At 59.0% G+C, this 17110-nt stretch carries 19 protein-coding genes; 11 read left to right on the top strand and 8 right to left on the bottom strand.

What is annotated here, in order from left to right:
* Positions 1-85 precede the first annotated feature (85 nt).
* Positions 86-1012: a serine O-acetyltransferase EpsC gene (gene epsC / locus JQ848_RS00965; protein ID WP_003437573.1), complete on the top strand. Its 927-nt coding sequence runs from the start codon at positions 86-88 to the stop codon at positions 1010-1012.
* Between the two features lie 655 nt (positions 1013-1667).
* Here epsC and trpA read toward each other — a convergent pair.
* Both trpA and trpB read right to left on the bottom strand, forming a co-directional pair.
* The gene (gene trpA / locus JQ848_RS00960; protein WP_003437578.1) at positions 1668-2477 is read right to left on the bottom strand and encodes a tryptophan synthase subunit alpha; all 810 of its coding nucleotides are present in this window, start codon (positions 2475-2477) and stop codon (positions 1668-1670) included.
* Positions 2477-3697 carry a tryptophan synthase subunit beta gene (gene trpB, locus JQ848_RS00955; protein WP_003437581.1) on the bottom strand — a complete coding sequence of 407 codons (1221 nt, stop codon included), beginning with the start codon at positions 3695-3697 and terminating at the stop codon, positions 2477-2479. The genes trpA and trpB overlap by 1 nt, the downstream gene beginning before the upstream one ends.
* Before the next feature lie 113 nt (positions 3698-3810).
* Between trpB and JQ848_RS00950 the strand changes: the two genes are divergently transcribed.
* Positions 3811-4710 (top strand): LysR family transcriptional regulator, encoded by a 900-nt coding sequence (locus JQ848_RS00950; RefSeq protein ID WP_010656782.1) that lies wholly within the window; start codon positions 3811-3813, stop codon positions 4708-4710.
* On the opposite strand, the gene JQ848_RS00945 is transcribed toward JQ848_RS00950, so the two are convergent.
* Entirely contained in the window at positions 4707-5033 is a 327-nt protein-coding gene (locus tag JQ848_RS00945; protein ID WP_003437585.1) for an ElaB/YgaM/YqjD family protein, read from the bottom strand. The genes JQ848_RS00950 and JQ848_RS00945 overlap by 4 nt on opposite strands.
* Before the next feature lie 154 nt (positions 5034-5187).
* On the opposite strand from JQ848_RS00945, the gene JQ848_RS00940 reads away from it, so the two are divergent.
* Both JQ848_RS00940 and JQ848_RS00935 read left to right on the top strand, forming a co-directional pair.
* Positions 5188-5403, top strand: a complete 216-nt coding sequence (locus JQ848_RS00940) for a dodecin (protein WP_003437588.1) — start codon at positions 5188-5190, stop codon at positions 5401-5403.
* Positions 5404-5521: 118 nt separating this feature from the next.
* A complete protein-coding gene (locus JQ848_RS00935) occupies positions 5522-5746 on the top strand; it encodes a DUF1161 domain-containing protein (RefSeq protein WP_003437590.1) in 225 nt (74 codons plus the stop codon).
* A gap of 67 nt (positions 5747-5813) precedes the next feature.
* Here the strand turns inward: JQ848_RS00935 and JQ848_RS00930 are convergent, their stop codons facing one another.
* Entirely contained in the window at positions 5814-6818 is a 1005-nt protein-coding gene (locus JQ848_RS00930) for an LLM class flavin-dependent oxidoreductase (protein WP_003437593.1), read from the bottom strand.
* Positions 6819-7034: 216 nt separating this feature from the next.
* Here JQ848_RS00930 and JQ848_RS00925 point away from each other — a divergent pair, with 216 nt between their 5' ends.
* Both JQ848_RS00925 and JQ848_RS00920 read left to right on the top strand, forming a co-directional pair.
* Positions 7035-7466, top strand: a complete 432-nt coding sequence (locus tag JQ848_RS00925) for an OsmC family protein (protein WP_003437594.1) — start codon at positions 7035-7037, stop codon at positions 7464-7466.
* Positions 7467-7639: 173 nt separating this feature from the next.
* Positions 7640-7873, top strand: coding sequence for a DUF1161 domain-containing protein (locus JQ848_RS00920; protein WP_003437596.1), 234 nt, complete (start codon positions 7640-7642; stop codon positions 7871-7873).
* A 2-nt stretch (positions 7874-7875) separates the two neighbouring features.
* Here the strand turns inward: JQ848_RS00920 and JQ848_RS00915 are convergent, their stop codons facing one another.
* The gene (locus JQ848_RS00915) at positions 7876-8292 is read right to left on the bottom strand and encodes a PA0061/PA0062 family lipoprotein (RefSeq protein WP_003437607.1); all 417 of its coding nucleotides are present in this window, start codon (positions 8290-8292) and stop codon (positions 7876-7878) included.
* A 159-nt stretch (positions 8293-8451) separates the two neighbouring features.
* Here JQ848_RS00915 and JQ848_RS00910 point away from each other — a divergent pair, with 159 nt between their 5' ends.
* Complete coding sequence (locus tag JQ848_RS00910) at positions 8452-9501, top strand: aminopeptidase (protein WP_202210188.1); 1050 nt, start codon at positions 8452-8454, stop codon at positions 9499-9501.
* Here the strand turns inward: JQ848_RS00910 and JQ848_RS00905 are convergent.
* Positions 9498-10133 carry a dual specificity protein phosphatase family protein gene (locus JQ848_RS00905; RefSeq protein ID WP_160626518.1) on the bottom strand — a complete coding sequence of 212 codons (636 nt, stop codon included), beginning with the start codon at positions 10131-10133 and terminating at the stop codon, positions 9498-9500. The two genes, JQ848_RS00910 and JQ848_RS00905, sit on opposite strands and share 4 nt — an antisense overlap.
* A 298-nt stretch (positions 10134-10431) precedes the next feature.
* Here JQ848_RS00905 and JQ848_RS00900 point away from each other — a divergent pair, with 298 nt between their 5' ends.
* The 3 genes from JQ848_RS00900 to JQ848_RS00890 are packed head-to-tail and all read left to right on the top strand — an operon-like array spanning position 10432 to position 14222.
* Positions 10432-11169 carry a gluconate 2-dehydrogenase subunit 3 family protein gene (locus JQ848_RS00900; protein WP_202210187.1) on the top strand — a complete coding sequence of 246 codons (738 nt, stop codon included), beginning with the start codon at positions 10432-10434 and terminating at the stop codon, positions 11167-11169.
* Positions 11170-11171: 2 nt separating this feature from the next.
* A complete protein-coding gene (locus tag JQ848_RS00895; protein ID WP_003437617.1) occupies positions 11172-12956 on the top strand; it encodes a GMC family oxidoreductase in 1785 nt (594 codons plus the stop codon).
* 12 nt (positions 12957-12968) lie between these two features.
* On the top strand, positions 12969-14222 hold the full coding sequence (locus JQ848_RS00890; RefSeq protein ID WP_003437619.1) for a cytochrome c: 1254 nt from the start codon (positions 12969-12971) through the stop codon (positions 14220-14222).
* Between the two features lie 91 nt (positions 14223-14313).
* Here the strand turns inward: JQ848_RS00890 and JQ848_RS00885 are convergent, their stop codons facing one another.
* The gene (locus JQ848_RS00885; protein WP_003437621.1) at positions 14314-15078 is read right to left on the bottom strand and encodes a transporter substrate-binding domain-containing protein; all 765 of its coding nucleotides are present in this window, start codon (positions 15076-15078) and stop codon (positions 14314-14316) included.
* Positions 15079-15216: 138 nt separating this feature from the next.
* Between JQ848_RS00885 and JQ848_RS00880 the strand changes: the two genes are divergently transcribed.
* Positions 15217-15654, top strand: a complete 438-nt coding sequence (locus JQ848_RS00880; protein WP_003437624.1) for a DUF4399 domain-containing protein — start codon at positions 15217-15219, stop codon at positions 15652-15654.
* Between the two features lie 58 nt (positions 15655-15712).
* On the opposite strand, the gene serA is transcribed toward JQ848_RS00880, so the two are convergent.
* Positions 15713-16942, bottom strand: coding sequence for a phosphoglycerate dehydrogenase (gene serA, locus JQ848_RS00875; protein WP_003437626.1), 1230 nt, complete (start codon positions 16940-16942; stop codon positions 15713-15715).
* Between the last annotated feature and the right edge of the window lie 168 nt (positions 16943-17110).

The raw sequence follows: 17110 nt of genomic DNA, 5'->3' as shown, positions 1-17110 counted from the left end.
TCCGTATCTGAAACGCTTTGATACCGTAAAATAATTGCCAATTCGCGGCTGCTCAATTCAGCCGCCAGCGTGCGGAGTATTCATCGTGAGTGATCGTTCCAATCCTTGGCAATTGCAAACCATCGTCTGCCAGCTACGAACGGCACGAAACCAGTGGCGCACGCAAAACGGGCGCGTCAGTGGTGAACAGGGAGGCCGCGAGCTGCCGTCGCGCGCGGCGATGGCCGATATTCTTGAAGCCCTGTGCGGGGCATTGTTTCCGATGCGCCTGGGCCCGGTGGACCTGCGCGAGGAAAGTGAAGACTTCTACGTCGGCCACACCCTGGATGTGGCGCTCAACGCATTGTTGACTCAGGCCCGACTGGAGCTGCGTTACGCGGCGCGCCAGGGCGGCCTGCCCGATGAGGGTGTGGATGCGAGTGCAACGCTGCTGATTCAGGATTTTGCCCTGGCGCTGCCCGGCCTGCGCAGCATTCTGGACACCGACGTTCTGGCCGCTTACCACGGCGACCCGGCGGCACGCAGCGTGGATGAAGTGCTGCTGTGCTATCCGGGGATTCTGGCAGTGATCCATCACCGCCTGGCCCACCACCTGTATCGCGCAGGCTTGCCCTTGCTGGCACGGATCAGCGCAGAAATTGCCCACTCTTCCACCGGCATCGACATTCACCCGGGGGCGCAGATTGGCCGCAGCTTCTTTATCGATCACGGAACAGGCGTTGTGATCGGAGAAACCGCGATCATCGGCGAACGTGTGAGGATTTATCAGGCGGTGACCCTGGGTGCCAAGCGTTTCCCGGCAGACGAATCAGGCCAGCTGCAAAAAGGTCATCCACGTCATCCAATCGTTGAAGATGACGTAGTGATCTATGCGGGGGCGACGATCTTAGGGCGCATCACCATTGGCCAGGGCTCGACCATTGGCGGCAATGTGTGGCTGACCCGCAGCGTACCGGCGGGCAGCAACCTGACCCAGGCCAACCTGCTGCACGATGACGGCACACAGAAGTAAAACTCTGCATCGCTGGCAACACCCCGCACCCTGTAGGAGCGAGCTTGCCTCGCGATGGCAAACGCCGGGGTGCATCGCTGGCAAGCCAGCTCCCACAAGGGTCTGCTAGCAACACCCCGCATTCTGCAGGAGCGAGCTTGCCTCGCGATGGCAAACGCCGGGGTGCATCGCTGGCAAGCCAGCTCCCACAGGGCCTGCTAGCAACACCCCGCATTCTGTAGGAGCGAGCTTGCCTCGCGATGGCAACCGCCGGGGCGCATCGCTGGCAAGCCAGCTCCCACAGGGGCTGCTAGCAACACCCCGCATTCTGCAGGAGCGAGCTTGCCTCGCGATGGCAAACGCCGGGGCGCATCGCTGGCAAGCCAGCTCCCACAAGGGGCTGCTAGCAACACCCCGCATTCTGTAGGAGCGAGCTTGCCTCGCGATGGCAACCGCCGGGGCGCATCGCTGGCAAGCCAGCTCCCACAGGGGCTGCTAGCAACACCCCGAATTCTGTAGGAGCGAGCTTGCCTCGCGATGGCAACCGCCGGGGTGCATCGCTGGCAAGCCAGCTCCCACAGGGCCTGCAAGCAACACCCCGAATTCTGTAGGAGCGAGCTTGCCTCGCGATGGCAACCGCCGGGGCGCATCGCTGGCAAGCCAGCTCCCACAAGGGTTACTGACGTGCCTTGCGTACACCTTCAGCCAGTGCCGCGCACAGGCTCAACACACCATCGACCGCCTGTTGCGGGGTCGCTGCATTCTCGATTTTGTCGATCAGGGCCGAGCCCACCACTACGCCGTCGGCCAGGCGGGCAATCGCTGCCGCTTGCTCCGGGGTGCGGATGCCGAAGCCCACACTGATCGGCAAATCGGTATGCCGGCGCAGACGCTCAATCGCTTCACGCACCTGATCGGTCGTCGCCGAACCGGCACCGGTCACGCCCGCCACGGACACGTAGTACACAAAGCCCGAGCTGCCGGTCAGCACTTTGGGCAGACGCACGTCGTCGGTGGTCGGGGTGGTCAGGCGGATAAAGTCCAGACCTGCAGCCTGCGCCGGGTCGCACAGCTCGGCGTTGTGCTCGGGCGGCATGTCGACCACGATCAGGCCGTCGACGCCCGCTGCCTTGGCTTCAGCAATAAACCGCGGCACGCCATAGTGGTGAATCGGGTTGAAGTAACCCATCAGCACCAGCGGTGTGTCGTGGTTGCCTTCACGGAATTCGCGAACCATTTGCAGGGTTTTCGCCAGGTTCTGCCTGGCTCCCAGGGCACGGATATTGGCCAGCTGAATCGCCGGGCCATCCGCCATGGGGTCGGTGAACGGCATGCCCAGCTCGATCACATCGGCGCCAGCAGCAGGCAGGCCTTTGAGGATCGCCAGCGAGGTGTCGTAATCCGGATCGCCGGCAGTGACGAAGGTCACCAGCGCAGCGCGGTTTTGTTCCTTGAGTTCGGCAAAACGCGTTTGCAGGCGGCTCATCAGTGTTTCTCCTGCTGGGACTGTTCCATGTGGTGCATCACGGTTTGCATGTCTTTGTCGCCTCGGCCGGACAGGTTGACCACCATCAGGTGCTCGGCTGGCAGGGTCGGCGCACGCTTGAACACTTCAGCCAGGGCATGGGCACTTTCCAGCGCCGGGATGATGCCTTCAAGACGGCAGCATTTATGGAACGCGTCGAGGGCTTCTTCGTCAGTTACCGAGGTGTACTCAACGCGACCGATATCATGCAACCAGGCGTGCTCGGGACCGATACCCGGGTAGTCCAGGCCGGCGGAAATCGAATGTGCGTCGATGATCTGGCCATCGTCGTCCTGCAACAGGAAGGTACGGTTGCCGTGCAGCACGCCCGGTTCGCCGCCGTTGAGGCTGGCTGCGTGCTTGCCGGTTTCGATACCGTAGCCCGCCGCTTCAACGCCGATGATCTCGACGCTGGTGTCATCCAGGAACGGGTGGAACAGGCCCATCGCGTTGGACCCACCGCCAATGCAGGCCACCAGGCTGTCGGGCAGACGGCCTTCCTGAGCCTGCATCTGGTCGCGGGTTTCCTTGCCGATCACGGCCTGGAAGTCGCGGACCATGGCCGGATACGGGTGCGGCCCCGCCACAGTACCGATCAGATAGAAGGTGTCATCGACGTTGGTCACCCAGTCGCGCAACGCTTCGTTCATCGCGTCCTTGAGGGTGCCGGTGCCCGCCACGACCGGGATCACTTCAGCGCCCAGCAGCTTCATGCGGAACACGTTGGCCTGCTGGCGTTCGATGTCAGTGGTGCCCATGTAGATCACGCACTGCAGACCAAAGCGCGCGGCCACGGTGGCGGTAGCCACGCCGTGCATGCCGGCGCCGGTCTCGGCGATGATGCGTTTTTTGCCCATGCGCCGCGCCAGCAGGATCTGGCCGATGCAGTTGTTGATCTTGTGCGCGCCGGTATGGTTCAGCTCTTCGCGCTTGAGGTAAATTTTGGCGCCGCCACAGAACTCGGTCAGACGCTCGGCGTAATACAGCGGGCTTGGGCGCCCGACATAGTCGCGCTGGAAATAGGCCAGCTCTTTAATGAACTCGGGGTCGGTCTTGGCCAGCTCATACTCGCGATCCAGATCAAGGATCAGCGGCATCAGGGTTTCGGCCACGTAGCGGCCGCCGAATGAGCCAAACAGGCCATTGGCATCAGGGCCGGTACGCAAAGTGGATTGGGTCATGGGACGCTCCAGATAAAAAGGTACGAAGGTCGATGGAACTGACTTTAACCGCGACAGCCGAGGATGAAAACCGATAAGATCGCTGCAACCTGTCAGGAAAACTCACAGATACCATGAGCCGTGACCTTCCCCCGCTGAACGCCCTGCGCGCGTTCGAAGCCACTGCCAGGCTGAGCAGCGTGAGCCTTGCGGCAGAACAGCTGAACGTCACCCACGGTGCCGTCAGTCGGCAACTGAAAGTGCTCGAAGAGCACCTGGGCGTCAGCCTGTTCGTCAAGGAAGGACGCGGCCTTAAGCTCACGGATGCCGGTTTGCGCCTGCGTGAGGCCAGCAGCGAAGCCTTCGACCGCCTGCGTAATGTGTGCACTGAACTCACGCAAAGCCATGTCGATGCGCCCTTTGTACTTGGCTGCTCGGGCAGTTTGCTGGCGCGCTGGTTCATCCCTCGACTGGGCCGGCTCAATGCCGACCTGCCGGACTTGCGCCTGCACTTGTCGGCCGGCGAAGGCGACCTTGATCCGCGCCGCCCGGGGCTCGATGCCCTGCTGCTGTTTGCCGAGCCACCCTGGCCCGCCGACATGCAGGTCTATGAACTGGCCAGCGAGCGGATCGGGCCGGTGATCAGCCCGCGTTACGCCCGCTATGAGCAACTGCGCCAGGCACCCGTGAGCGCCCTGCTGGACGAAGCGTTGTTGCACACCACTTCGAGGCCCCAGGCATGGCCAAGCTGGGCGCAGCAAAACGCGATCCAGGCGAAAGATTTGAAATATGGGCAAGGGTTTGAGCACTTGTACTACTTGCTCGAAGCCGCCGTAGCAGGCCTGGGTGTGGCAATTGCCCCCGAGCCGTTGGTGGCTGAAGACTTGCGGGCCGGACGCCTGGCTGCACCTTGGGGCTTCAAGCAAACCCCGGCGCAGCTGGCGTTATGGCTGCCCAAGCGCGCCGCAGACGGACGCGCCCGGCAACTGGCGCAATGGCTCAAGACTGAGCTTGGGCGCAGCGCGGATAATTAGTTACCGCGCTTGCACATCAGGAAGGCGGCCAACAGGCCCAGGGCGCCGATGGCAACGCCAGCGGTGGCATACGGATGCTCTTGGGCATACTCGCGGGTGGCGACAGCGGTTTCCCGCGTTTTGTCCTTGACCTCTTCGTAAGCATCGCTGATCAGGTGACGTGAATGTTTCAGCGCATTCTCTGCGTTGCCTTTGAGGGCACTCAAGGTTTTTTTGGACTCGTCAGAAGCGTCGTGCTTCAGGCTTTCCAGAGACTTGAGCAGGCTCTCGATCTCAGCTTCCATGCTTTGCAATGAGGCTTTACGTAAGGAATTGCTAGCCATTAGGGCTCTCCTGCATTGATGAGTGAGGTACGTGTTAACTCCGACTCCGGGGTGCCACAAAAGTGCAGTCGGTCTGAACTTTTCGTTTCCTGTCGCCTACAAAGTATTGAGCACAATCGCTGCTAGGCTTTGATCTACGACAAAGGAGAACGTTATGTCTGACCATCACACCTACAAGAAAATCGAACTGGTAGGCTCGTCCCCGAGCAGCATAGAAGACGCCATCGGTAATGCACTGGCAGAGGCCAACAAAAGCATCAAACACATAGAATGGTTCGAGGTGATCGATACCCGGGGCCACGTCAAGGACGGCAAGGTGGGCCACTATCAGGTCACCCTCAAGGTCGGCTTCCGGATTGCCAGCAGTTGAGCCGCATCATCCTTTAGGCCTGATCGACTGGCCGTTTGCCATAAACTCCGCTACACCGTCTGGGTGCAACGCAGTACATGCGTTGCACCCTTTTAGTTTCGACCGGGGAATGTGACCGATGAAAAAGTTTTTATTGGCTATAGGTTTGCTGAGTCTTGCTGGAACAGCGTTCGCAGCTGGCAAACCTTGCGAAACAGTGAAAAGCGAAATCGCAGCGAAGATTGAGGCCAATGGCGCTCGTCATTATTCGCTGACGGTAGTGGACAAAGGCACGGCGACGGACGGAAAAGTAGTAGGTTCCTGCGAAGCAGGCACCAAGGACATCGTCTACAAGCGCGGTTAAACCTGCGCAGGCAAAAAAGCCGACCCCGGGGTCGGCTTTTTTGTGGCCATCAGCCCGCTTCTGCAGGTCAGTCCTGTTTCATCACCTGGGCCAGCAGTTCATATGAGCGAATGCGATCCGCGTGCTCATACAGATCACAGGTGAAGATCAGCTCGTCCGCCCCGGTTTGCTCAATCAGCACTTCGAGTCTGGCGCGGATTTTCTCTGGACTGCCAACCATCGCCAGGCCCAGAAAGCTCATCACCGCTTCTTTCTCATGGGGCAGCCACAAGCCATCCATCGAGTCCACCGGCGCACGCTGCACCAGACTTTGCCCGCGCATCAACGCCAGAATCCGCTGCAGCACCGAGGTGGACAGGTACTCGGCCTGCTCGTCGGTATCGGCCGCCACCAGTGGCACACCCAGCATCACATAAGGTTTATCGAGGGTCGCTGACGGCTTGAAGTGATTGCGATAAACGCGAATCGCTTCGTGCATCATCCGCGGGGCGAAATGTGATGCGAAGGCGTAGGGCAGACCGCGTTCACCGGCCAATTGCGCACTGAACAGGCTGGAACCGAGCAACCATACCGGCACATTAGTCCCGGTGCCCGGCATTGCGATGACCCGCTGATCCGGGGTTCGCGGGCCCAGATAGCGCATCAGCTCGGCCACATCTTCAGGAAAATCATCCGAACTGCCGGAGCGCTCGCGGCGCAAGGCCCGGGCGGTCATCTGGTCGGAGCCCGGCGCACGCCCAAGGCCCAGATCAATCCGGCCCGGATACAGGCTTTCAAGGGTGCCGAACTGTTCAGCGATCACCAGGGGCGCATGATTGGGCAACATCACCCCGCCTGAACCGACGCGAATGGTCGAGGTGCCGCCGGCCAGGTAGCCAATCAGCACCGAGGTCGCCGAGCTGGCGATGCCGTCCATGTTGTGGTGTTCGGCCACCCAGAAACGGTTATAGCCAAACTTTTCTACGTGCTGCGCCAGGTCCAGCGAATTGTGCAACGACTGGGCGGCGCTGCCATTTTCACGCACAGGCACCAGGTCGAGGGTCGAGAATTTAACATCGGACAATCGTGTCATGAGCCGGCTTCTCCTAATTGGACGCAGGCCGTGACGCTCGCCAAAACCTGCCAGTGCTTTAGCAATATGGGCATATACCCGAGTTTCAATGGCAAGCCATCAATTGAGCGACTAAAAAAGACGATTGGTCAGAGAAGATGAACTTTGTGAGCCCGGCTCCCCTCACACATCCAGTCAAGGTGTGAAATCTTTCATGCCGTTCTTCAGGAGGCACGCATGACTATTAAAAAAACGGCATCGGCGCATTGGGAAGGCGATGTCAAAACCGGCATCGGCTCCATCTCCACTGAAACCGGGGTTCTGAACAAGGCGCCGTATGGCTTCAAGGCCCGTTTCGAAGGCGGCAAGGGCACCAACCCTGAAGAACTGATTGGCGCGGCCCATGCCGGTTGCTTCTCCATGGCCCTGTCGATGATTCTCGGTGAGGCCGGGCTCAAGCCGGACAGTATCGACACCCAGGCTGAGGTTTCCCTCGACAAGGTCGAAGGCGGCTACGGGATCACTGCCGTGCATCTGACGCTCAAAGCCAAGGTGCCGGGGGCGACCCAGGCACAATTCGAGGAAGCGACCAAAAAGGCCAAAGAAGGTTGCCCTGTGTCCAAAGTGCTGAATGCCAAAATCACCCTCGATGCCACCCTGGTGGGTTAATCCGACGGGTTGATGACACACGTGCGCTCCGGTCGCCATGACCGGAGCCGCGCAGGCCAGGACAGCAGGCAAATGGCTGCCACAGATCAGTCATGCACGCGGTGAGATGTGATCGTATGATCGTTCGTCGCGTCAGATCATGACTTTGCGTTCTGTCCCAAGGGAGTCTCATCATGAAACGTTTTGCTCTAGCTGTTATCTGCTGCGCCATGGCCACTTCGGCACTGGCCGCGCCAAAGCCGTGTGAAGAACTTAAAGCCGAGATCGAAGCCAAGATCCAGGCCAACAACGTGTCGTCCTACACCCTTGAAATCGTGACCAACGATGAAGTTCACGACCAGAACATGGTGGTGGGTACGTGCGAAAACGGCAGCAAAAAGATCATCTATCAAAAGAACGACGCCTGACCTCAAGGCAAACAGTTAACCAGCCTCTCTTCGCTCAGCACCTTGCCCTCGGCGTTGTATAGCCGGGCGTAAGCGTTGAACCCCAAAGAGCGCGCCTGCAACCGGTAACGCTGGCCGGGCTGGAAATTGTCGTAATTGAGCGTGATGTAGCACAAGCGCTCCTGTGGATCGCTGAACATACCCATGCCGCCAACAAAGACTTCAAAATCGAATCGCACCATCAGTTCGTGACTGCCTGGCGTTACTTGAAAGTAACGTCCGTCGTTCAGGCGCTGATTATCCAGGCGCTCGGCCATTACCAGTTTTCCGGTTTGTGTTTCCAGGTCGATCCACGCCTTGGCGGGGTCGACGGCAGGCAATGGCGTGCTGGCACAGGCACTCAGCAGGCAGGCCATCGGCAGTAGCAGAAAGGTGCGCATGGCGAATTCCAGGTGGGATCAAAGTATGAGCATAGCCTGATGCCAGGCTACCCCCCTGCAGGCGCCAGCTTATTCAAAACCCAGGCAATCGGGCGTCGACCGGCTGCACCTACAGGGGATTGCGATTAGTCTTGGCCCATTATCCCACTGGACCGTCCCATGACGCCGCTCACTCGCTGCCTCTTCGCCCTTGTGTTGTTGCCCCTGCTCAATGGCTGTTCCAGTGCAGCGTATTACTCGCAACTGGCCGACGGCCAATGGCAGATATTAAAAGCCCGCAAACCGGTAGCTACGGTCATTGCCGACCCGCAACAACCGCCTGCATTACGTGAGCACCTGGCAAAAGCCCAGGCCGCGAGAACCTTCGCCAGCCAGCATTTGCACCTGCCGGACAACCAGAGCTATCGCCTGTATGTCGACCTGAAAAGGCCTTACGTGGTGTGGAACGTGTTTGCCACCGCGGAATTTTCCCTGAACCCCGTCACCCATTGCTTCCCGATTGCCGGGTGCGTGGCTTACCGCGGCTACTACGCCCAAGGGGCCGCACGCGGCGCGGCGGCCCTGCAGCGTCAGCAAGGCATGGACGTGCTTGTCAGTGGCGTCGAAGCCTATTCAACCCTGGGCTGGTTTGATGATCCAATTCTCAACAGCATGCTCAACTGGGGCGATGAGCGACTGGCCACCCTGATTTTTCATGAACTGGCCCATCAGCGTTTTTATCTGAAGGACGACACCGAGTTCAATGAGTCTTTCGCCAGCTTCGTGGAACAGCAAGGCACTCGCCAATGGCGCACCTATCAGGGCTTGCCACCCTCCGGCAGCGCGGGGCTGGAGCAACGCGAGCAATTCATGGGGCTGGTGCTGGACACCCGCAAACGCCTGCAACAGCTGTACGCCCAGCCCTTGCCGGCAGCTGAAATGCGCCAGCGAAAAGCAGCGGAATTTGCACGACTGCGCAGGGAATACCGTCAGTTACGCGACCACCAATGGGCCGGTAATAACCGGTATGACCTGTGGATAAATTCGCCGATGAATAATGCCAAGCTTTTGCCATTCGGCCTGTACGACCAGTGGGTGCCCGCCTTTGCCGCCCTGTTCAAACACTCGGGAGGTGACTGGCAGGTGTTTTATGCCGAGGTAGAAAAGCTCGGTAAATTGCCGCTGCTGCAGCGCCGGGCGGCCTTGCAGCAGTGGACAACCCGGGCTTAGGCGGATTTCAACCAGCCCTTCACCACGCATGCAGCAAACGGGCTGGTACTGCAGGCACCTTTGCTCAAGGCTGTGCGCAGCTGCGGGATATCGGCCTGCATCATGTACTTCGCACCATCCTCGAAGTGTGAGTTCTGGCCAAAGCCACCCTGGGTCATTTCTTTCAGGGCGTCTTCTTTGCTCCAGTCCTGCACGACCACCCGGTACATCGCCGCCATCAGTCCAGTGCGGTCCACCCCGTGCTTGCAGTGCATCAACACAGGGCCCCGTGCTTGTGCGGTCTGAATGGCGCGCAGGGCGGCCAGTACATCGGCGTCATCCACATGGTTAGTGCGATAAGGCAACTGAACTTGTAAGACGCCAGGGGTCTTGAGCCAGGTTTCATCCGGCTCCTTCAAAAAATTGATCACGGTGCCGATCTTCAAATTTTCCAGCAAAGCCTGGGCTTCGCCATCGGGCAATGCACTGCGATACAGCGTCGGGGACATTTGATACAGGTTGTACTGCACAGCAACGGGTTGTGCCCACTGAGCCGGACGGGCCGGGGTCGCTTCATCGGCCTGGGCCTGGGGCAACGCGAACGCAGCCAGTAATGTCAGGCACAGGGCAGGGAGAAACCGGGCTTTGGGCATGTCAGTCAGACCACATCACAGTAATTAAGGGGGTATGGGGTCAGATTGAGTTAAGCCCGATCAAAACTCTGTGAGCCGTTTGTCAAAATTTCGTGAAGACGGTAAAGCACCGTGCCACTACCGGTGCGGCAAAATTACGCATGAAACGATTCATCAGCTGTCCCAGCCTGTTAGAATTTGTAACTAATAGTTGCCTGCGTGTTCTGTAAACGGATCGACTCCGCTCCAAACCGCCGCCAAAACGACAAGCTGCCACCGAGCAGCTGAAACCCGTGATTGCCCGATGAGGTGCTCCCCCATGTCTGACCAAGACAACCCGCGGCGTGAGTTTTTACGCAAAACCCTGACCCTGATCCCGGTGGTCACCGTCGCCAGTACCGGCCTTGGCGGTTCAGTGCTGATGGCTACGCCTGCCGCCGCCGCACCTGAGCCGGCGAAGCGCCCTGCGACTCCGGCCAGCGCCTATGAGCCGACTTACTTCAGTGCTGAAGAGTGGGCGTTTGTGAACGCCGCCGTGGCGCGCTTGATCCCGGCTGACGAACAAGGCCCTGGCGCCCTGGAAGCTGGCGTACCGGAATATATCGATCGGCAGATGAACACCCCCTATGCCAGCGGTGCCCTGTGGTTCATGCAAGGTCCGTTCAATGCAGACGCTGCCCCGGAAATGGGCTGGCAGAGCAAGCTGGTGCCCAAACAGATTTATCGCCTGGGTATTGCTGCAACGGAGGAGCTTTGCAAAAAGACCTATAACTCAACATTTGCTGGGCTAGACAGCGCTACCCGAGACAAAGTGCTGAAACAGCTGGAAGCTGGTACCCCTGAATTCGAGAGCGTTCCGGCCAAGATGTTTTTCAGCTTTTTGCTACAAAACACCAAGGAAGGCTTCTTCTGCGACCCGATCCACGGTGGCAACAAAGGCATGGTCGGCTGGACCATGATCGGCTTTCCCGGCGCCCGCGCTGATTTCATGGACTGGGTTGAACGCAACGAGCCGTACCCCTTCCCGGCAGTATCCATCCGCGGCGAGAGGGCTTGAGCATGTCGACCGTTATGAAAAAAGTTGATGCAGTTATCGTCGGTTTCGGCTGGACCGGCTCGATCATGGCCAAAGAGCTGACAGAAGCCGGCCTGAATGTTGTGGCCCTGGAACGAGGCCCGATGCAAGACACCTACCCGGACGGCAACTATCCGCAGGTGATAGACGAACTCACCTACAGCGTGCGCAAGAAGCTCTTTCAGGATGTATCGAAAGAAACCGTCACCATCCGCCACAGCGTGAATGACGTGGCCTTGCCCAATCGCCAGTTGGGCGCGTTTCTGCCCGGTAACGGCGTGGGCGGTGCAGGTTTGCACTGGTCGGGGGTGCATTTCCGGGTAGACCCTATTGAACTGCGGATGCGCAGTCATTACGAAGAACGCTACGGCAAAAACTTTATCCCCAAAGACATGACCATCCAGGACTTCGGTGTCAGCTACGAAGAGCTGGAGCCGTTTTTCGACTACGCAGAAAAAGTCTTCGGCACCTCGGGCCAGGCCTGGACCGTCAAAGGTCAGCTGGTCGGCAAAGACAATGGCGGCAACCCTTACGCGCCGGATCGCTCAGACCATTTTCCGCTGGTCTCGCAAAAAAACACCGTATCCGCACAGCTGTTTCAGAAAGCGGCCAATGAGGTGGGGTACAAACCCTACAACCTGCCGTCGGCCAACACCTCGGGGCCTTACACCAACCCCTATGGCGCACAGATGGGGCCGTGCAACTTCTGCGGTTTTTGCAGCGGTTACGTGTGCTACATGTACTCCAAAGCCTCGCCCAACGTGAACATTCTGCCGGCGCTCAAACCGCTGCCGAACTTTGAACTGCGCCCCAACGCCCATGTAATCCGGGTCAATCTGGACAGCAGCAAAAGCAAAGCCACTGGCGTGACGTACATCGATGCACTGGGCCGGGAAATCGAGCAACCGGCGGATCTGGTGATTCTCGGGGCGTTCCAGTTCCACAACGTGCGCTTGATGCTGCTCTCGGGGATTGGCAAGCCTTACGACCCGATCACCAATGAAGGCGTGGTGGGGCGTAACTTCGCCTACCAGAACATGGGCACCATCAAGGCCTACTTCGACAAAGATGTGCACACCAACAATTTCATCGGCGCTGGCGGCAACGGCGTGGCGGTGGACGACTTCAACGCGGACAACTTCGACCACGGGCCCCACGGCTTCGTCGGTGGCTCGCCGATGTGGGTCAATCAGGCGGGCAGCCGGCCGATTGCCGGCACCTCGAACCCGCCCGGCACGCCGGCATGGGGCAGCGCCTGGAAGCGCGCCACAGCGGATTACTACACCCATCAGGTGTCGATGGACTCACATGGTGCCCATCAGTCTTACCGCTGCAACTACCTCGATCTCGACCCCGTATATCGCGACTCCTACGGTCAGCCATTGCTGCGGATGACGTTCGACTGGCAGGAAAACGACATCAAGATGAACCGTTTCATGATGGAAAAAATGGGCAAGATCGCCGAAGCGATGAACCCCAAAGCCATCGCCGCCATCGGCAAAAAAGTCGGGGATCACTTCAACACCGCGTCCTACCAGACCACTCACCTGAACGGTGGCGCAATCATGGGTACCGATCCGAAAACCAGTGCCCTGAACCGCTACTTGCAGAGCTGGGACGTGCATAACGTATTTGTCCCCGGCGCATCGGCGTTCCCCCAGGGCCTGGGCTACAACCCGACAGGTCTGGTTGCCGCGTTGACCTACTGGTCGGCCCGGGCGATCCGCGAGCAGTACCTGAAAAACCCCGGCCCGCTGGTTCAGGCATAAGGAGCGATGAGCATGAAAGCAATTGTTATCGCGACCCTGGCCCTGCTGGGCAGTTTCTCGGCAGTGGCCGCGCAGGAAGATCAGCAGACGCTGATCAAGCAAGGTGAATATCTGGCCCGTGCCGGTGACTGCGTGGCATGCCACACGGCCAAGGATGGCAAGCCGTTCGCCGGCGGGCTGCCAATGGAAACCCCGATTGGCATGATTTATTCAACCAACATCACCCCGGACAAAAGCGGCATCGGCGCCTACAGCTTTGACGATTTCGACAAGGCCGTACGCCATGGCATCGCCAAAAATGGCGACACCCTGTACCCGGCCATGCCTTATCCGTCCTACGCCCGGGTCACTGAAACCGACATGCAGGCGTTGTATGCCTACTTCATGAACGGGGTAAAACCTGTCGCGCAAGAAAACAAGGCGGTCGATATTCCCTGGCCGCTGAGCATGCGTTGGCCGCTGGCGATGTGGCGCTGGACGTTCGCACCGGCCGTTGCCGACTTCACCCCGGTTACCGGGCAAGACCCTGTAGTGAGCCGCGGTGCTTATCTGGTGGAAGGCCTTGGGCATTGCGGTGCATGCCATACACCACGGGCACTGACCATGCAGGAAAAAGCCTTGAGTGCGGGCGACAGCAGCGCGTTTTTGTCAGGCAGCGCACCGCTGGAAGGCTGGATTGCGAAGAACCTGCGCGGTGACCACAAAGATGGCCTGGGCAGCTGGAACGAAGAACAACTGGTGCAGTTTCTGAAGACCGGTCGCAGTGACCGCAGTGCGGTGTTTGGCGGCATGAGCGATGTGATTGTGCATAGCATGCAGTACATGTCCGAAGCCGATCTGACAGCCATTGCCCGCTACCTGAAATCGCTGCCGGCAGTGGACGCGGCGGACATGCCGCATCAATACGATCCGGCAGTCGCCGATGCCTTGTGGAACGGCGATGACAGCAAGCGCGGTGCGGCGGTGTATATCGACAACTGCGCTGCCTGCCATCGCACTGACGGGCACGGTTATACCCGGGTCTTCCCGGCGTTGGCGGGGAACCCGGTGCTGCTGTCAGACGACCCGACGTCGCTGATTCATATCGTGCTCAAAGGCGGGACGCTGCCGGCAACCCATACGGCGCCGTCGACCTTCACCATGCCGGCTTTTGACTGGCGGTTGTCGGATCAGGAAGTCGCTGACGTGGTCAATTTCATCCGCACCAGCTGGGGCAATAAAGGTGGGGATGTGAAGGCAGCAGATGTGAAGGGGTTGCGCGAATAGGGCCCACGACCCTGCCGGCTTGCGGGCGACAGGATCAACACCGGTCGCCTGCATCGCTGGCAAGCCAGCACCTGCAGGGCCCGGGGCTGCCTCAGGGCTTGGTGGCATCCAGACCGAACCATTTTTGCGACAGGGCTTTGAGGCGACCATCGGCCTTGATCCGCTGCAAGGCATTGTCCAGGCTGGTCTGGAACGCCGGATTGCCCTTCTGGAAGGGAATCGCCAGCGCTACTACAGGCCCCATGGTTGCACCTTCCTTCACCGGCAACCGGCTATCGCGAATCGCATACGGGGTCAGCAAACGGTCACTGACCGCTGCATCCAGTTGTTTGTTCACCAACGCCACCAATGACTGATGGGCATCCGGGTAGCTGTGCACTTCCCCTGCCTGACCGGTACGCACCTGCTCGACAAACTGGCTGCCCTGGGCTACGCCTAAGAGCTGGCCCTTGAGGGTGCCCGGGGTGTTGAGCGAACGCTGTTCTTCCTGCCGCACGATCAACTGCGCAGCGGTATAGCTGTAAGGCTCGCTGAAATCGAACCGATCCTGCAGTTCCGGGGTCAAAGCAATGTGATTGATTGCTACATCGTATTTACCGCTTTCAACGCCCGGCAGCAGGTCATTGCTGTCGGTGATGAGAATCGAGGGAGTCACTTCCAGCTCCTTGGCCAGTAACTCGCCCAGTTCGACGTCGAAACCGGTCAAACGACCGTCCTGCTTGAAGCTGAAGGGAGGCAGGTCAGCCTCGAGGGCGATACGCAGTTCGCCCCGGTCATTCACATCGTCGATCAATTCGGCTTGGACAAAAGGACTCGCCAATGGCAGTAAAAGCATCAGGCCCGGCAGAAAACGCATGGTCACTCCTTTGAATTTGATGCAAGCGATTCGCAACTGGCGTCCGCTTTGCTTTATGTTGGTCAATTGCGGCGTTGGACAACAGATCCGCTCAAAGTTGTCCTAAGCCTGAGCATTTTGTAAAAAACGGAGAAAAAAATGAAAGCTCTATTGTCTCGTGTTGCGTTGGCTTCTGTATTGATGGGCGCCTCGGTCATGGCCACGGCTGCCGGCATGCCGACTACCCCGGCACCTAAAGACGCCGAAGTATTCATCGTCTCCCCCGCTGACGGCGCCACTGTGGATAAAACCTTCACCGTCAAGTTCGGCGCCAAAAACGTCGCCATTGCACCGGCTGGCGACCAGACCGCAAATACTGGCCACCACCATCTGCTGATCGATGTCGACAAGCTGCCTGCCGCCGCCATGCCAATCCCGGCAGACGCCAACCACGTGCATTTCGGCAAAGGCCAGGTCGAAACCGAAGTAACGCTGACCCCGGGCAAGCACACCCTGCAACTGGAACTGGGCGACAAAAACCACGTACCGTTTGAGCCTGCCGTGGTTTCGAAAAAAATCACCGTCAATGTGAAGTAGTTTTTACCGCGCATAAAAAAGGGAGACCCAAGGGTCTCCCTTTTTATTGACCCGCGTCTTAGAACAGAACGCGGCAACGGATGGTGCCGTTGATGGTTTGCAGCTTCTCTTGCGCCAGGTCCGAAGACTCGGCGTCGACGTCGATCACTACATAGCCAACTTTCTCGTTGGTTTGCAGGAACTGGCCGGAGATGTTGATACCGTTTTCGGCGAAGACCTTGTTGATCTCGCTCATCACACCCGGGATGTTCTGGTGGATGTGCAGCAAACGGTGCTTGCCAGGGTGAGCCGGCAGGGCAACTTCAGGGAAGTTCACGGACGATACCGAAGTACCGTTGTCGCTGTACTTGACCAGCTTCTCTGCCACTTCCAGACCGATGTTGGCTTGCGCTTCAGCGGTGGAACCGCCGATGTGCGGGGTCAGGATCACGTTGTCCAGGCCACGCAGCGGGCTTTCGAACACGTCGTCGTTGGAGCGCGGCTCAACCGGGAACACGTCGATAGCGGCGCCGATCAGGTGCTTGTCCTTGATCGCGTCAGCCAGGGCGTCCAGCTCAACCACGGTGCCACGTGCGGCGTTGATCAGAATCCCGCCCTTCTTGATGGCGCGAATTTCTTTCTCGCCGATCATCCACTGGGTGGCTGCGGTTTCAGGTACGTGCAGAGTCACGATGTCGGACATGCCCAACAGTTCGTGCAGATTGCCAACCTGGGTCGCGTTACCCAACGGCAGCTTGGTCACGGTGTCATAGAAGAACACCTGCATGCCCAGGCCTTCGGCCAGTACCGACAATTGCGTACCGATCGAGCCATAACCGACGATACCCAGTTTCTTGCCCCGGATTTCGAAGGAGTTAGCTGCACTTTTGATCCAGCCACCGCGGTGGCAGGAAGCGTTTTTCTCAGGGATGCCACGCAACAACAGGATCGCTTCAGCCAGCACCAACTCGGCCACCGAACGGGTGTTGGAGTAAGGCGCGTTGAAAACAGCGATACCGCGTTCGCGAGCAGCGTTGAGGTCGACCTGGTTGGTGCCGATGCAGAAACAACCAACAGCGACCAGTTTCTTGGCGCAATCGAACACTTCTTCGGTCAGCTGGGTACGAGAACGGATGCCGATAAAGTGGGCATCAGCGATCTTTTCCTTCAGCTGGGCTTCAGGCAAGGAACTGGTGATGTACTCGATGCTGGTGTAACCGGCAGACTTGAGTACTTCAACAGCGGATTGGTGGACGCCTTCCAAAAGAAGGAACTTGATCTTGCTCTTATCGAGAGAAGTCTTGCTCATCTGCGTAAACCTGTGTCCCAGAGAAAAAATGGCAGGGAATGGACAGCGAGAGCTGACCTGTCCGGCGTGAAGACCGGCACCGAGAATCGTCCTACGGCTCGATTCTACGGGGGGGTCGTATGCTAGCATAAGCGCCCCGCTAAACACCCATACCTGCGACGTGAAGCG

Origin of the sequence: Pseudomonas paraversuta, from assembly GCF_904067025.1 — a bacterium.
GTDB classification, from domain to species: domain Bacteria; phylum Pseudomonadota; class Gammaproteobacteria; order Pseudomonadales; family Pseudomonadaceae; genus Aquipseudomonas; species Aquipseudomonas paraversuta.
Note: the sequence above shows the minus strand (reverse complement) of the source record. Positions and strands in the feature narration are given on the sequence as shown.

What these genes read in the sequence shown, in the direction of transcription:
- trpA (WP_003437578.1), bottom strand. Translation starts at nt 2,477, where the DNA reads ATGAGCCGCCTGCAAACGCGTTTTGCCGAACTCAAGGAACAAAACCGC.
- trpB (WP_003437581.1), bottom strand. Translation starts at nt 3,697, where the DNA reads ATGACCCAATCCACTTTGCGTACCGGCCCTGATGCCAATGGCCTGTTT.
- JQ848_RS00950 (WP_010656782.1), top strand. Translation starts at nt 3,811, where the DNA reads ATGAGCCGTGACCTTCCCCCGCTGAACGCCCTGCGCGCGTTCGAAGCC.
- JQ848_RS00945 (WP_003437585.1), bottom strand. Translation starts at nt 5,033, where the DNA reads ATGGCTAGCAATTCCTTACGTAAAGCCTCATTGCAAAGCATGGAAGCT.
- JQ848_RS00940 (WP_003437588.1), top strand. Translation starts at nt 5,188, where the DNA reads ATGTCTGACCATCACACCTACAAGAAAATCGAACTGGTAGGCTCGTCC.
- JQ848_RS00935 (WP_003437590.1), top strand. Translation starts at nt 5,522, where the DNA reads ATGAAAAAGTTTTTATTGGCTATAGGTTTGCTGAGTCTTGCTGGAACA.
- JQ848_RS00930 (WP_003437593.1), bottom strand. Translation starts at nt 6,818, where the DNA reads ATGACACGATTGTCCGATGTTAAATTCTCGACCCTCGACCTGGTGCCT.
- JQ848_RS00925 (WP_003437594.1), top strand. Translation starts at nt 7,035, where the DNA reads ATGACTATTAAAAAAACGGCATCGGCGCATTGGGAAGGCGATGTCAAA.
- JQ848_RS00920 (WP_003437596.1), top strand. Translation starts at nt 7,640, where the DNA reads ATGAAACGTTTTGCTCTAGCTGTTATCTGCTGCGCCATGGCCACTTCG.
- JQ848_RS00915 (WP_003437607.1), bottom strand. Translation starts at nt 8,292, where the DNA reads ATGCGCACCTTTCTGCTACTGCCGATGGCCTGCCTGCTGAGTGCCTGT.
- JQ848_RS00910 (WP_202210188.1), top strand. Translation starts at nt 8,452, where the DNA reads ATGACGCCGCTCACTCGCTGCCTCTTCGCCCTTGTGTTGTTGCCCCTG.
- JQ848_RS00905 (WP_160626518.1), bottom strand. Translation starts at nt 10,133, where the DNA reads ATGCCCAAAGCCCGGTTTCTCCCTGCCCTGTGCCTGACATTACTGGCT.
- JQ848_RS00900 (WP_202210187.1), top strand. Translation starts at nt 10,432, where the DNA reads ATGTCTGACCAAGACAACCCGCGGCGTGAGTTTTTACGCAAAACCCTG.
- JQ848_RS00895 (WP_003437617.1), top strand. Translation starts at nt 11,172, where the DNA reads ATGTCGACCGTTATGAAAAAAGTTGATGCAGTTATCGTCGGTTTCGGC.
- JQ848_RS00890 (WP_003437619.1), top strand. Translation starts at nt 12,969, where the DNA reads ATGAAAGCAATTGTTATCGCGACCCTGGCCCTGCTGGGCAGTTTCTCG.
- JQ848_RS00885 (WP_003437621.1), bottom strand. Translation starts at nt 15,078, where the DNA reads ATGCGTTTTCTGCCGGGCCTGATGCTTTTACTGCCATTGGCGAGTCCT.
- JQ848_RS00880 (WP_003437624.1), top strand. Translation starts at nt 15,217, where the DNA reads ATGAAAGCTCTATTGTCTCGTGTTGCGTTGGCTTCTGTATTGATGGGC.
- serA (WP_003437626.1), bottom strand. Translation starts at nt 16,942, where the DNA reads ATGAGCAAGACTTCTCTCGATAAGAGCAAGATCAAGTTCCTTCTTTTG.